11 protein-coding genes are annotated in these 14,625 nt (G+C 43.8%); 3 read left to right on the top strand and 8 right to left on the bottom strand.

Going from position 1 to position 14,625, the window contains the following annotated elements; genetic code table 11:
- The first annotated feature begins 1 nt into the window (after position 1).
- The 3 genes from hisA to hisIE are packed head-to-tail and all read left to right on the top strand — an operon-like array spanning position 2 to position 2,132.
- Positions 2 to 739, top strand: a complete 738-nt coding sequence (gene hisA / locus DXU84_RS12815) for a 1-(5-phosphoribosyl)-5-[(5-phosphoribosylamino)methylideneamino]imidazole-4-carboxamide isomerase (protein WP_013575082.1) — start codon at positions 2 to 4, stop codon at positions 737 to 739.
- Positions 721 to 1,494, top strand: coding sequence for an imidazole glycerol phosphate synthase subunit HisF (gene hisF, locus DXU84_RS12820; protein WP_013575081.1), 774 nt, complete (start codon positions 721 to 723; stop codon positions 1,492 to 1,494). The genes hisA and hisF overlap by 19 nt, the downstream gene beginning before the upstream one ends.
- Before the next feature lie 23 nt (positions 1,495 to 1,517).
- Positions 1,518 to 2,132 (top strand): bifunctional phosphoribosyl-AMP cyclohydrolase/phosphoribosyl-ATP diphosphatase HisIE, encoded by a 615-nt coding sequence (gene hisIE / locus DXU84_RS12825; protein ID WP_041689068.1) that lies wholly within the window; start codon positions 1,518 to 1,520, stop codon positions 2,130 to 2,132.
- 118 nt (positions 2,133 to 2,250) lie between these two features.
- Here hisIE and gndA read toward each other — a convergent pair whose 3' ends face one another.
- The 8 genes from gndA to rfbC form a co-directional block, all read right to left on the bottom strand.
- The gene (gene gndA, locus DXU84_RS12830; protein WP_013575079.1) at positions 2,251 to 3,660 is read right to left on the bottom strand and encodes an NADP-dependent phosphogluconate dehydrogenase; all 1,410 of its coding nucleotides are present in this window, start codon (positions 3,658 to 3,660) and stop codon (positions 2,251 to 2,253) included.
- A gap of 274 nt (positions 3,661 to 3,934) precedes the next feature.
- Complete coding sequence (locus DXU84_RS12835; RefSeq protein WP_370461770.1) at positions 3,935 to 4,753, bottom strand: glycosyltransferase; 819 nt, start codon at positions 4,751 to 4,753, stop codon at positions 3,935 to 3,937.
- A gap of 14 nt (positions 4,754 to 4,767) precedes the next feature.
- Entirely contained in the window at positions 4,768 to 5,688 is a 921-nt protein-coding gene (locus DXU84_RS12840) for a glycosyltransferase family 2 protein (RefSeq protein ID WP_134706176.1), read from the bottom strand.
- Positions 5,689 to 5,764: 76 nt separating this feature from the next.
- On the bottom strand, positions 5,765 to 10,801 hold the full coding sequence (locus DXU84_RS12845; RefSeq protein WP_153375906.1) for a rhamnan synthesis F family protein: 5,037 nt from the start codon (positions 10,799 to 10,801) through the stop codon (positions 5,765 to 5,767).
- Complete coding sequence (locus tag DXU84_RS12850) at positions 10,788 to 12,167, bottom strand: ABC transporter ATP-binding protein (protein ID WP_112151819.1); 1,380 nt, start codon at positions 12,165 to 12,167, stop codon at positions 10,788 to 10,790. The genes DXU84_RS12845 and DXU84_RS12850 overlap by 14 nt, the downstream gene beginning before the upstream one ends.
- Positions 12,157 to 12,993, bottom strand: coding sequence for an ABC transporter permease (locus tag DXU84_RS12855; protein WP_153375908.1), 837 nt, complete (start codon positions 12,991 to 12,993; stop codon positions 12,157 to 12,159). The genes DXU84_RS12850 and DXU84_RS12855 overlap by 11 nt, the downstream gene beginning before the upstream one ends.
- Positions 12,994 to 13,109: 116 nt before the next feature.
- Positions 13,110 to 13,982 (bottom strand): dTDP-4-dehydrorhamnose reductase, encoded by an 873-nt coding sequence (rfbD, locus tag DXU84_RS12860; RefSeq protein WP_134706174.1) that lies wholly within the window; start codon positions 13,980 to 13,982, stop codon positions 13,110 to 13,112.
- Between the two features lie 79 nt (positions 13,983 to 14,061).
- Positions 14,062 to 14,601: a dTDP-4-dehydrorhamnose 3,5-epimerase gene (rfbC, locus tag DXU84_RS12865; protein ID WP_112198264.1), complete on the bottom strand. Its 540-nt coding sequence runs from the start codon at positions 14,599 to 14,601 to the stop codon at positions 14,062 to 14,064.
- Between the last annotated feature and the right edge of the window lie 24 nt (positions 14,602 to 14,625).

Consider the following 14,625-nt stretch of genomic DNA (forward strand, 5'->3'; position numbering starts at 1 on the left):
CATGATTATTCCCGCTTTGGATTTGATCGAAGGCAGCGTGGTGCGTTTGCATCAGGGCGATTACGGTCAGCAACGTGACTACGGCAATGATCCGTTACCGCGTTTGCAGGATTATCAGCAGCAAGGTGCGCAGGTTCTGCACCTTGTCGATTTAACCGGCGCGAAAGATCCGGCTGCACGCCAGATCCCTTTGCTGACGAAATTACTGGCCGGTGTTTCCGTGCCGGTGCAGGTCGGTGGCGGCATCCGTAATGAGCAGGACGTTGAAGCACTGCTTAACGCTGGCGCAACCCGCGTGGTGGTCGGTTCGACTGCAGTGAAAGATCCGGCGACCGTGCAGGGCTGGTTCAGCCGTTTCGGCGCGGATGCGCTGGTGCTGGCACTGGATGTACGCATCGATGCCGAAGGTACCAAAAAGGTGGCCATCAGCGGCTGGCAGGAAAACTCCAATGCCACGCTGGAACAGGTCGTCGAGCAATATCTGCCGTTCGGCCTGAAACATGTGCTGTGCACCGATATTTCCCGTGACGGCACGCTGGCCGGTTCCAATGTCGAGCTTTATCGTGAAGTGACAGCGCGTTATCCGCAGGTGGCGTTTCAGGCTTCAGGCGGTATCGGCTCACTGGATGATATCGCTGCATTGCGTGACAGCGGTGTGGAAGGCGTGATTGTCGGGCGCGCATTGCTCGACGGTAAATTTAATGTGACGGAGGCAATTTCATGCTGGCAAAACGGATAATCCCCTGCCTCGACGTTAAAGACGGTCAGGTCGTCAAAGGCATACAGTTCCGCAATCACGAAATCATCGGCGATATCGTACCGCTGGCGCAGCGCTATGCGAAGGAAGGCGCGGACGAACTGGTATTCTACGACATCACCGCCTCAAGCGACGGCCGCGTAGTGGATAAAAGCTGGGTATCGCGCGTGGCTGAAGTTATTGATATCCCTTTCTGCGTGGCGGGTGGCATTAAGAGCCTTGAAGATGCCAGCCAGATTTTGCAGTTTGGTGCAGATAAGATTTCTATTAATTCCCCTGCCCTGGCGGATCCGACACTGATCACCCGCCTTGCCGACAGGTATGGTGTACAGTGTATCGTCGTGGGTATCGATACGTGGCACGATACAGAGACGGGAACTTATCAGGTTCATCAGTTTACCGGTGATGAAGCGCGTACTAAGATCACCACCTGGCAGACTATCGACTGGGTGAAGGAAGTGCAGGAACGCGGCGCAGGTGAAATTGTGCTGAATATGATGAATCAGGACGGCGTGCGTAACGGATATGACCTTGAGCAACTGAAGATGATCCGCGAAGTGTGTCATGTTCCGCTGATCGCTTCGGGTGGCGCGGGGACCATGTCACACTTCCTCGACGCCTTCCGCGAAGCACAGGTCGACGGCGCACTGGCCGCCTCTGTGTTCCACAAACAAATTATTAATATTGGCGAGCTGAAAAGCTACCTGGCCGAAAATGGCGTGGAGATCCGCTTGTGAGTAATCAGGATGTAAAAACCGGTCTGCTGACCGATGAACAGATTAGCCAGCTCGACTGGGAAAAAGTGGATAACCTGATGCCAGCCATCATCCAGCACGCGGTGTCGGGTGAAGTGCTGATGCTCGGATATATGAATCAGGAAGCACTGGGCGTTACGCAGTCTTCCGGCAAGGTAACGTTTTATTCACGCACCAAAGAGCGTCTGTGGACCAAAGGCGAAACGTCAGAAAACTATCTGAACGTCGTCAGCATCACCCCGGATTGCGATAACGACACGCTGCTGGTGTTGGTCAATCCGCTTGGCCCGACCTGCCATAAAGGCAATAACAGCTGCTTCCACCCTGCTGAAACCGACTGGGCGTTTCTGTATCAGCTCGAAGAACTGCTCGCCTCGCGCAAAACCGCCGATCCGGAAAGCTCGTATACCGCCAAACTTTACGCCAGCGGTACCAAACGCATCGCACAAAAAGTCGGTGAAGAAGGCGTTGAAACTGCGCTGGCTGCCACCGTCAACGACCGCTTTGAACTGAAAAATGAAGCCTCAGATCTCATTTATCACCTGCTGGTATTGCTGCAGGATCAGGATCTGAACCTGAGTGCGGTCATTGAGAATCTGCGTCAGCGTCATAAGAAATAACGTCGAAAATTCAAAAGTAAAAGTTCAGACGTGAAAAAGCCGCCTTTGCTGATGCATTGGCGGCTTTTTTGTCTCGACGTGACAACACCGGCACGCTTAACACGTGCCGGTCAGGCAATTAATCCAACCATTCGGTATGGAATACGCCATCTTTGTCGGTACGTTTGTAAGTATGCGCACCGAAGTAGTCACGCTGTGCCTGGATCAGGTTGGCGGGCAGAACCGCAGAACGGTAGCTGTCGTAGTAGTTGATCGCAGCAGAGAAGGTTGGCGTCGGGATACCGTTCTGAACGGCATAAGACACGACATCACGCAGCGCTTGCTGATATTCATCAGCAATGTTTTTGAAGTACGGAGCCAGCAGCAGGTTAGCGATAGAGGCATTTTCAGCATACGCATCGGTAATTTTCTGCAGGAACTGTGCACGGATGATACAACCCGCACGGAAAATCTTCGCGATTTCACCGTAGTTCAGATCCCAGTTGTTCTCATCTGATGCGGCTTTCAGCTGTGAGAAGCCTTGCGCGTAAGAAACGAGTTTGCCCAGATACAGAGCACGACGCACTTTCTCGATGAACTCCGCTTTGTCGCCAGAGAAAGGTTTCACCGCCGGGCCGGACAGTACTTTAGAAGCCGCAACACGCTGGTCTTTCAGGGAAGACAAGTAACGGGCAAACACAGACTCGGTGATCAGCGTCAGTGGTTCGCCCAGATCCAGTGAGCTCTGGCTGGTCCATTTACCGGTGCCCTTGTTCGCTGCTTCATCCAGGATCACATCGACCAGGTATTTACCTTCTTCGTCTTTCTTAGTGAAGATGTCTTTGGTGATGTCGATCAGGTAGCTGCTCAGCTCGCCTTTGTTCCAGTCAGCAAAGGTGGTCGCCAGCTCTTCGTTGCTCAGGTTCAGGGACTGCTTCAGCAGAGAATACGCTTCTGCGATCAGCTGCATGTCGCCGTATTCGATACCGTTGTGCACCATTTTGACGTAGTGGCCAGCACCATCTGCACCGATGTAAGCCACACAAGCGTCGCCATCTTCAGCGCGGGCTGCGATTTTTTCAAGAATAGGTGCTACCAGCGCGTAGGCTTCTTTCTGACCGCCAGGCATGATAGACGGGCCTTTCAGCGCGCCCTCTTCACCGCCGGAAACGCCGGTACCGATGAAGTTGAAACCTTGCTCGGACAGTTCGCGGTTACGGCGAATGGTGTCTTTGTAATAGGTGTTACCGCCATCGATCAGGATGTCGCCTTTATCCAGGTGCGGAGTCAGGGATGCGATGGTTTTATCAGTTGCTTCACCGGCTTTCACCATCAGCAAGATACGACGAGGTTTTTCCAGCGAGTCAACAAACTCTTCGACGGTGTAGTGCGGAACCAGATTTTTACCCGGATTTTCAGCGATGACTTCATCAGTCTTGTCGCCTGAACGGTTAAAAATGGAAACGGAATAACCACGGCTTTCAATGTTAAGCGCGAGGTTACGGCCCATGACCGCCATACCGACAACGCCGATCTGTTGTTTGGACATTAGCAACTCCTGTCTGAAATAGTTGATCGCCCAGTTTTTAGTCTAAACCCCTGTAAACAGTGAGTTTAACTGCACTGAGCCATACAAATGAACACAAGCATTGTACATGAGAATGGCGAAGGGTGAACCTATTGCAGCCATAACAATATTCTGATCGCACATGCCAGCAATCCCCTGCTTCGCCCTTCTCAGAGGCCAGCTTTACTTTACCGGTAACATGTGGGGAATGCAGGTAAAAAAGAGCTTTCGCAGGCACACTTTAACGACTTATGTTTCAACGGCCATTCTTAATCGGTAACTGGCTAAGGCATTTCTGGTTAAGCTGTGCTCTCTCTTTGTCGCAGAACCAACCCCATTTATTGAAATATTTAATTGCGGAAACAACGTGATAAATCATAAATTTTTTATTCTGGTATGAGGAACGCTGAGCCTCATGGACGACAACAGAGTCAGGGCAATATCGTACAGCGAATTCTGATTGGCTCACCCTTCGAGATAAATCAACATCTTCCAGGTAAAGGAAAAAACGGGGATCAAATCCTTTTGTTTCCTTCAGGGCATCCCTGCTCATGAGCATGAAGCATCCGGATAAAGAGGGGGCGAAAAATGCCTGATTGAGATCAGCCTGATGTAGTTCATAAGTCTCGTTAATACCGCTGGAAAGGCGGGTAAAAAAACGTCTTATAAAAAGCTGATACGGTGTCGGCAATAGTCGACAGCAATGCTGCAAGGAACCATCTGGGTAAATGACTTTAGGAATGCTCAATCCGATCTTATTAATGACACAGTAATGATAGAGTTTGTCAACTTCGCCGGATTTGAAAGCAATATCCGGATTACAGATCAGCGTAAACTCATACTGCTCTGCATAACGCCTGAATACTTCATTATGACCTGTCCCGAAACCACAATTGGTCTTTAAAATTAGGATCTCGATTTTAGGGTGGCTATAGTCTTTTAACCAGCGGCATTCCCCGCCATTATCAACAATGACAATTTTTGATATAGTTTCCTCATTAATCAATGAGTTAATCGTTGGCTCGATATCCGCATACTGGTGTTTATAGAGCACTAAGGAAGCGATGATTTTCACTATTTATACCAGTCTTATATTTTATTCAGCAGCACATAAGTCAGTGTGGTGAAATAGCCGATGGCCTGTTGATGATAGATACCGGAACTTTTCATCAGTTTTAACCTCATCGAAAGGCTACTGTTCCTGATGCTTTTAAAGTCGTGCAGAGTCGCCGCAGACTCCGGCGTAAGGTGTCGACTGACCCTGCCCAGCACTTCAAAATTCATATTATTCCAGATAGCCGCTCTCCCACTGTGAGCCTGCAAAAAATTTTGTATTCGCTTACCCAGCCCCATACTATTGCCAATAACATTATTATGGTGTTGTCGATAAAATACAGTAGGAATAGTGTCAAAAAAAACTTTCCCACCACATCCGCTGACAATCTGATAGAGAGACCAGTCATGCGCAACCATAGGAGCGCCATAAGCCAGAGCAAGAAGCTCTCTGGCCTTATGATTGAAAACCATCGTATTGCCACTGGCAATGTTTTGAAGGATTGAATTTGCGAAAGCCGGGGGGCGTTTATAGTTAGGGGAGGCCCCGATGATTTTTCCTTCAGCATCCGTCAATGTTGTCCTGGAACAATACAGCGCAGGGACATCCTCAGGGATCTCAGAAAGCCAATTAATCGCCCGCTCCAGCTTGTCAGATTTCCAGACGTCATCTTGATCAGAAAAGGCATAATATTTCGCGCATATTTCTTCATTGTTAACCATATGCATGAAGTTTTCTACAAACCCGCGTTTTGGACCTTTTAAGAGTGTGCCTTCAAAGTGGGAGCAATCAATAAATGAACGGGCTATTGCGCAGGTTTCATCGGAAGAACCATCGTCAGAGATGTAAATATGTACATTATTGACAGATTGATTTTCAATAGATTCTAGTTGAGATAGCAAATATGGTGCACCATTGTACGTGCACATCATAACTGCAATTTCAGGGTCCTGCATATTGGGATAACCTTATTCTGATACTGAGAAAAAGTCTGCCCCACAGGGGCAGACTTTAGAAAAGAAAACCAAAAACTCAGTTGATCAAACCTCGTCCACAATAGTCATCATCAAGAACCATTTTTTCCAGGACACTGTTCTTATTCTCAAGCGTTGCTTCAATGAAATCAGCATACAGTACATCAGCAATCTCTACCGAAGGTACAAAGCTATTGTAAAATTTATTTCTAATCTCAACGGACTGATTCACGAAGTCCATCGCACCTTCTTGCAACGCGTTTCGGGTGGGTTGAGTGGACAATTCTGCTTCACTTAAAACCTTAAAGCGTGGTTTAAATAAATTATCTTCATCAAAGACATACTTCGTCACCTGAGGGTCATTAGCGCTTAATAATTGCTCCAAGCAGAAACTGTTACTGAATATGCGGGAGCCAATATTTTTAGCCTGCCCCAATTCAACATAACAGCCTTCGGCAAATGCATTTTCTGGCATGCCCTCGCGAATGTTATGTGCGGTCGCGAAATAGAATCCGTGAATTGGACCAGACAATAATTTATTTATAGATTTTTGGATCGTCCCAGAATATCCCACATCCACTACCGCTACATTTTCGCTGCTGGTAAGCCCAACAGAGTCAAAATACTGTAAAAGGATGTTCTTTTCAGCTGAAGCTTCAGCCAAAATATCAGGTGTAAGAACATGCAATAAGTCGTTAATAGCAGACAAATCCCCGTCTTTTACCTGGAGTAAAGTACCTTTTTTCCAGACACCTGAGGCATAAATCTCATTCCAACGATCATCTGAAAGTTCTAAACCAAACCGTTCGTAGAAAAAGCTCTGTACTTTATTAGGATAATAATTAGACAGCGCGATTGCACAAATATCTTCAAATGACGCAATATTTGGGACATTAACCGCTCTGCGGGAAACCTGTAGATAGTGGCTATTTGGAGCATCATCAACTGTTTTGGACCATGCATCATAAACTTGCTTGATTAGCTTACCCTCACGAGCAAGGAAATATAGATCCGTCACATTTTGCGCTTTTGCTCTCTCAGCAAGCCATGCGCAAAATGCTGATATTGTCGGCCCCACGAGATTAAAGCCAAGTTGACGAGGGGCAGATGAAAATATAGCAATATCATTAGCATCAAAGTTATAGCATTTATTCAGGTTTTCTCTGACTAACATCCCAATGGTCAATTCTCGATTGAGATTGTTCTCATAAACTTCTGGTCGAATAAGAGTCTCATATTCAGGCAAAGATTTGGCGAGATCTGCAGCACGGAGTATGTGTAAAGCACGCAATTTGAACTCATCACAAGGCAGTTGCAAATCGGAGCGCTCATTATCACCAAACATAACAACTTCCTCACCCTTCACGCCTTCTTCATCAAGCATGAATGAATAGAGTTGTCCGGTATCTTTCCTTATGCCCAAATCTGAGGAAAGGTATAGGCGATCATAATTATCAATCCCATTGAGCTCTAACATCGTTTCGATAGTTTGTATTGATAAAAACATATCGCTGATGAGAACAACACGTTTGCCCCATTCCTTGGATTTATTGAGGAGGTGTACCATATCTTTTCGAGGTGATACTGATGCTAATTCAACAATTTCTTCAATGCGTTGAATTTCAGCACATTTCTCGGCAGACAGTTTAGTTAGCAAGCCAAACTGCTCATATATATCAGAGATGGAAATATCTTTCCCTTTAATATTGCGTGCATTAACCTCTGCCATTGCTCTGAAATTAGCAAAGAGCTTGCCCTCGGACTCATTCAATCTCTGACGAATGATTTCTTTAGTATGATCGGCAACGAGTAATGGACGAACAAGTAATGTATCAAAAATATCGAATGCTATAACTTTAGTTTTGGAATCTCTGATCAAATGGCTGTAAGTTTCATCAGCACGATTTAAATATTGCTGATCAAAGCGAAATGGTGACCAAGAAGGGCTGCTATGATCTTTTATAATAATGGACTGATAGCCTTGAGATGTAGGTACAATCCCGAGCATCCTTTCCAGCGCATGCGCTAATGTACCATCAGTTTGGCCCAATTCTTCCGGGAATTCTTCCCATTGAAGATTTAGGTCAAAAAGAGGTTTCATTGCTGACATTTTTGCCCAAAACATGGAACCCGCTGGGAAATGGTAATAACTTTCAGGCATCGGTATACCAATACGTTGACAAAGCATTGCCCCATCTTGCTTATTAGCCAACCATGTAAATGCCGGATACGGCACCTGAACAAAAGCTTGGGGGAAAATGATCCCTACCGTAGGATTATCTTGGAATAATCCAAAAATACGATTTGTATTTTTTTCAGTACCTAAAAGAGTATTAAACAAATACTCACGCCATCCCAACGTTGTCCCACCATTATAGAGAGACTTTTTGCTCTGTATATGACAGACATAATCGTATTCTTTTAGCCGTTCACCAAACTGACAGAACATCGGCGCAATGTCTCTGCCGCGATTCGGTACAATTTCAACATATAAATTAGAAATGTTTTTTATTTTCTTCAGCGCATTAGTACAAACGTCTCTCCCTTCCTCAGTAGTAACTGATACATAAACGTCAAATGAGAACGGGATAACTGATAGATGGGCACTAAACTCATTTATTAAATCATGATAAAATATGTGGCAGTGTACAGCGACCTTGCCTGGTGTTCCTTTAAAATTGTCTCTGCAGGTATTAATATCAACCATCCAGTCAGTTTTAGCTTGCCTGATCCCTGCAATGCTCTCGTTAGTACGGATAAAAGATGGATGGTCATAGAACCATTCTGGTTTTAATTTCATCGCAACTTTTAAAGCACTAAGCTTATATCTATCTGGCAGAGCATGATAAACACGCTGTGCATATGTTCTACTGCGCTGATTCACTCGTGTGGTGAGCAATTTAGCAGGGCGTATAACGTTCCGCACAACTTGGCCAGATTTAACCTTAACACTTTGTCCAATATAGAAAAATTTTCTAAAAATCACGCGCGCTGGATTGCGTAAATAAGAGGGAGTGCGTCTTGAAATTACGCGAATAGGAGCTGAAAATTTCCAACTGGAAGAATCGTAAATACCATTTAGTTGCTGTTGCAATAAATGATTTTCATGGCGGCACTGTCCCAAAAGCTGCTCATTGAGAGCAGCATCGTTATAAAGCTCAGTGAGTTGCTTATCACGTAAAGATATTTTATCCAGTAGTTCTAAATGAGAATTATTTAATTTATCAACATTTTCTCTGTTGGCATCTTCTAATGTTTTAATAGTCATCTCTTTGCCGGCAATATCTAATTCAAGTGACTGAATTACGCTTGCGCGTTCATCAGCTACAGTAAGCAATTCTGCAATATGCCCCTGTAAATGTTTCTGTTCTTCAATTGCAGTGTTTAAGTCGTTGACAATAGCCTTTGCAGAATCCCTTCTGACATTTAATTTTACCTCTTTAAGAACAGAGAGTATAGCAACAGCATCTTTAGACTGAACAGATGCCAGAAAATCTGCTTCTGCTTTCAACCAGGTATTTTTTAAATCATCGTCACAGCTAAAGCCTATTGCATTCATAATAGATAATGAATAATCAGCAATACTTTCTCCCCGATAAGATGGGCTTGATGAAATTGACGTCAATCGCAATAGAGAATGGAAAATCCCTCTGAAGACTATATATCCCAGAGTAATCTCAGCAGGTGAATTCCACTCTTGGTCAAAAAGTTTCTTATCACCATTATCTAATGTAATAAAATTGAAAGGCATTGCATCCAAAAACTCAGAAGGCAAAACCGTCAGGCTATTGAATTCTTTGGAAAGACTGGCTCGCTTTTGAATTTCATTGATCCAGATACTGGACCAGCAAACGATATCTTGAATTGTCCAGTTGGGTTTGTTCACAGTATGAACGAGAGAAAGCCATAAACTCTCGCCGTCATGGAAAACACCACTTTCAACAATTGAATGTTCATTAACTGATGATGGAATTGAAACATCACCGCCACTGGTGAGCACAACTAATTCATCATTTAAATTAGTTTTGAATAGACTTGTTTTTTTGAATTCATTAGCTCTGCCATCTGAAAAATGATAAGCAGCGATCGTTTGATCGATAATTTCCTCATCAGGTTTTATCTGACTACTTACCATTAAAAAAGAGTTACTCAAATCAGGTGCAAGATCATTATTCCAAATATTATAAAGACCTTCCTCAATAGAAAAATAATTTTCTGAATTTTTCTGCGGGTCCTGATGTGCACTTTCGATTGCCAGTTGCGAAAATTGTGATGAAAAGTTTTTCCATCCACGCGGGCAAATAATGCTGACGGGTAATTTATAATCAGGAAGTGGCAAAAACTCTTCGTTATGCAAAAAACCTGAATTAGCTAGCACAGCTTTAAGTTCACTACGGCCAAAAGTAACGACGCTTTTTTCAGTGTAAGAGTTGTTGATACCAAACATTGGCATATTTACATGATCTTCATTGACTCCTGAAAAATACTTTATACCTAATTTATTTTCGATTGCGACGAAAAGCTTGCCGGTCTCAGTCATTCTGTCCCGACATGAATCTAAAAGAGTTTTTTGACCATCGTGTCCAAGAAATACTCGCGCATACTCCAATACGCCTACAAGTATAACTGCATCAAAATGACCAATGTCAGGTATAATATCACTCGGTGCACAAATGACGTCTACATTAGACAAATCCCGGGTTCGTGCTCTTGCAATTTGAGCACGTCGAAGGCTTCCTTCTACCGATACAACATCAGCGCCACTTTCTCCCAAAAAACGCGTTATTGCGCCGCAACCGCAACCTATTTCGAGAACCTTTTTACCTTTTAACCACTGCTCAAAAGGACGCAATAAATTCGAGCGTCTGGAGGAAAGATGATAAGTGGATGGCCAATCCTTCATCTTATCTGACAGCTCTTTTGAATTTATGCTTACATCAGCTGATTCGGTAACAGACTTCAATACGTAATTCTCAGCCTCATCACCGTCATTATATGCAAAAGCTGGCAATTCAACAGGACGCCAAACATTGGTCGTTTTATCAATAAAGAAGTCATTATTTAATAAAATTTCATGTATGTTATTCTGTTTCAAAATTTATTCTCGCATTCAAATTGGCTAAGCCAGTGAAAGATTTTACAGGCCCGACAGCCAAGTGTATTGAATCATACCGGCGATCGTGCGGTATAATCTCACCATCAAGAGAACTACTGGCAATACCGACAGAGATAAAGAAATCACCTTCATATACCATCATCGGCAATGTAACAGAAACCACCATTTCAGTATCAATTTCCGCCACATCAACCAAGTCTACAGATTGCCATTCACTATTCGTGTTATAGATTGTCACGCCTTCTTTAGTTTTAATAGCGAAACCAAATATTGGCCTCACGACAACGTCGCGAAATCTTACTTTAATAGCCAGGGTTAATTCTTTTCCAGGTGTAACTGTGCTTGGATAATCTTCACCATCCTGACAGATGTAAAAATCTATCAGTTCCGCTGCACGGTCTCCCCATCGGTACTCTGACGGATTATAGTTAGGGCGTTCTGAGTATTCTCCCGTCAATAATGAGCTGAAGCTACCAGGTGAGAGGTTAGATTTCGATTCCCGGTCCCGAATCTGAACTTCACGGGAAACAGCCTTCTCAAGTTTATCGTCTTGATCTTTTCTAATGGATGAGCCGTTTTTCTTACCAAAAAGAACATCCAAATACCTGTTAACCACATCGTTAGGGCTACCCTGAACTTGTACCACTCCATGGTCTAACAACAGTGCACTATCACAATGTGTCACAATTTGCTCTGTGGCATGTGATACAAAAAGAATTGAAGTACCGTCCTGTTTAAGCCTTTTCAGTCGTGAAAAACATTTCGCCTGAAATTTTGCATCCCCAACTGCCAGGGCCTCATCAACAATAAGAATCTCTGGGTCTATTTGCGCCTGAACTGCAAATGCCAGGCGGACCAACATCCCACTCGAATACGAACGGACCGGAGAGTTGATAAAACCGCCAATGTCGGCAAAAGATAATATGTCATCTAATTTATTCTCAGTTTCCTCTTTAGATAACCCCAAAAGAGAAGCATTTAAATAAACATTTTCCAGACCTGTGAAATCAGAATTAAAACCTGCCCCCAGTTCCAGTAAGGCTGCAACACGACCATTGACGGCTACATTTCCCGCTGTCGGCGTTAAAGTCCCAGCAATTATTTGCAAGAGTGTGGACTTGCCAGAACCATTTTGGCCAACAATCCCCATCGTCTGGCCACGTGGTAAATTAAAAGACACATCTTTTAACGCCCAGAAGTCCTGATGATAGATGCGTGCCTCTTTCCCTAATTTACGGTCAATTTTAGGCATAACGAATTGCTTAAGCCTGCGTGCAGGACTTTCATAGACCTGGAAACATTTATCAACATTTTCAATTCTAATGGCAAAATCATCAGAGGACATCTGCGAATCCTTTTCTAGTCTTTTGGAACCAAGCATAGCCTAACCACATAATGAAAATTGCAATCAAGGAATATATTGCCAGCCCCGTAAAATCAGGTAATTCCCCCCAAATAATGACAGCCCTTCCTTGCTCGATAATAAATGTCAATGGGTTAAGTAAAATTACTTTTCTCATTGCAACAGGCACAGCTGTAATAGGATAAAACACAGGGGAAAGAAACATTAATACAGTGACTACAATCGAAATGGTTTGACTAACATCACGGATAAACACCCCTAACGAGGCAAGAAACCAAGTTAAACCCAGCGTCAGTAAAATCAAAGGGAACAGGACTAATGGAAAGAAAACTATAGTCCAATGAAGGTAACCATTAAATATGACAAAAGCCGCAGACAAAACAAATGTGCTAACAAAACTATGGAAAAGCACATTACCCAGCGCGACCAGCGGCAATATTTCAAGAGGAAAAACTACTTTTTTAACATAATTTACATTATTTAAAATCATGGAAGGGGCACGACTGAGCATTTCAGCTAACAGTGTGTGAATGATCAAACCGACGAAGAGAATTATCGCAAAATCGGCTTTAGATTCATTTCCAGCAGCCTGAGTGCCCCAGCGGGCTTTAAAAACAACCGAGAACACCAACGTATATACAACCAGCATAAAAATTGGGTTGATGAATGACCAGAAGACCCCCATCACTGAACCACGATATCGGCCAATAATTTCACGCTTAGCCATCTGTAATATTAAATTTTTATTATTCCACGCGCTATTAAATAGCGAAAGCAGTGAAGTGGGTTTTCCTAAATGAGGATTCATAGACTTCTCTTTTTGCTTCACATTTGAAAGTTAACAGTTTCTTTGAGTTGAGGTTTTTTAAAACTCAACTCAAATTAATTGACACCTTGAAAGTTGCCTGAATCAATTTTCTAATTTCACCCGTGGTACGCACCGATATTTTCAAGTGCTTTCTGCCAGTCACTTGGTGCAATATTGAATTTTTTCAATAACTTGCCACAATCAAGTTTGGAGTTGGAGGGACGTTTGGCAGGCGTCGGGTATTCAACAGTTTTAATATCCAGTATTGAAGGCGATTTAGCGAGAACTGAATGTTTTGTAGCTGAGGTGAAGATTTCTGCCGCAAAACCTGCCCATGATGTATAAGGATACCCTGAATAGTGATACACGCCCCAACGTTCGTCTTCAGGCTTAAGTTGACCAGCTATTGCAAGCAGAGTTTCCGCGATATCCCCGGCATAAGTTGGACTTCCGAATTGATCCCCAACAATAGATAATTGCTCTCTGTCTTTCGCCAGTCGCAGCATTGTTTTTACAAAATTGTTGCCATACTCACCGAATACCCAGGCAGTACGCAAAATAATGTGTTTTTTACAAGCCATGGCAACAGCTTGTTCACCTGCCAATTTGCTTGCACCATAAACACCGGTAGGCCCTGTGGTATCTGTTTCCACATAGCATCCCTCATGGTCCCCAGAAAAAACATAGTCAGTCGATATATGGAGAAAAGAAGCATCAACCTGTTGCGCTGCAATAGCCAAATTTTCAGCGCCTGTGCTATTGATTAAATAGGCAAATTCACGTTCAGATTCTGCACGATCGACAGCGGTATAGGCAGCAGCATTAATAATCGAGTTAGGGCGGAACTCGCTGACAACACTCATTACTTTCCGGTGATCGGTAATGTCAAGCTCTTGCCTGTCAACAGCTTTTACCTCCCAATCAGCCGGAGCTCGTCGCACCAATTCTCTACCAACCTGGCCCGCGCATCCTACGATCAACAATTTCATTTGGTTAAAGTACCTATAGAATTTTACAGTGTTCTTGTATTGATGCCTCAAGCCAAAACCCGAGGCCTTTGACAGCACATCAAATTTTAAAAAGTTCTGAAAAACCTTGACCCAATGCATCTTTTGCAGAGAGCAACGGTTCACTAACAGGCCATTTTACCCCGACTTCAGGATCGTTCCAGATCAAGCAACCTTCATTTTTCGGATCATAGTAATCAGTACATTTATACTCAAAATCGGCGAAGTCTGAAATCACCACAAAGCCATGGGCAAGACCGGGTGGTACCCACAGCTGATTCTTATTGTCTTCCGAAAGATATACACCTACCCACTTACCGAAAGTTGCGGACTCTGGACGGATATCAACCACAACATCAAATACTTCACCACGGACAACACGAACCAACTTGCCCTGCGGTTTAGACGTTTGAAAATGTAAGCCACGAAGAACGTTTTTCGATGAACGGGAGTGGTTATCCTGAACAAAATCCAGATCGATTTCTAACATTTCCTTGTAGCGATTTTGCTGAAATGTTTCCAAAAAGAATCCGCGATCATCACCGAAAACTTTAGGTTCCACTAATTTTACGCCAATAACTTCTGTGTCAATAACATTCATTTTTATAGCTCACTCGTTATGCAA

The organism is Rahnella sp. RcJ3, from assembly GCF_009498575.1.
Taxonomy (GTDB): domain Bacteria; phylum Pseudomonadota; class Gammaproteobacteria; order Enterobacterales; family Enterobacteriaceae; genus Rahnella; species Rahnella aceris.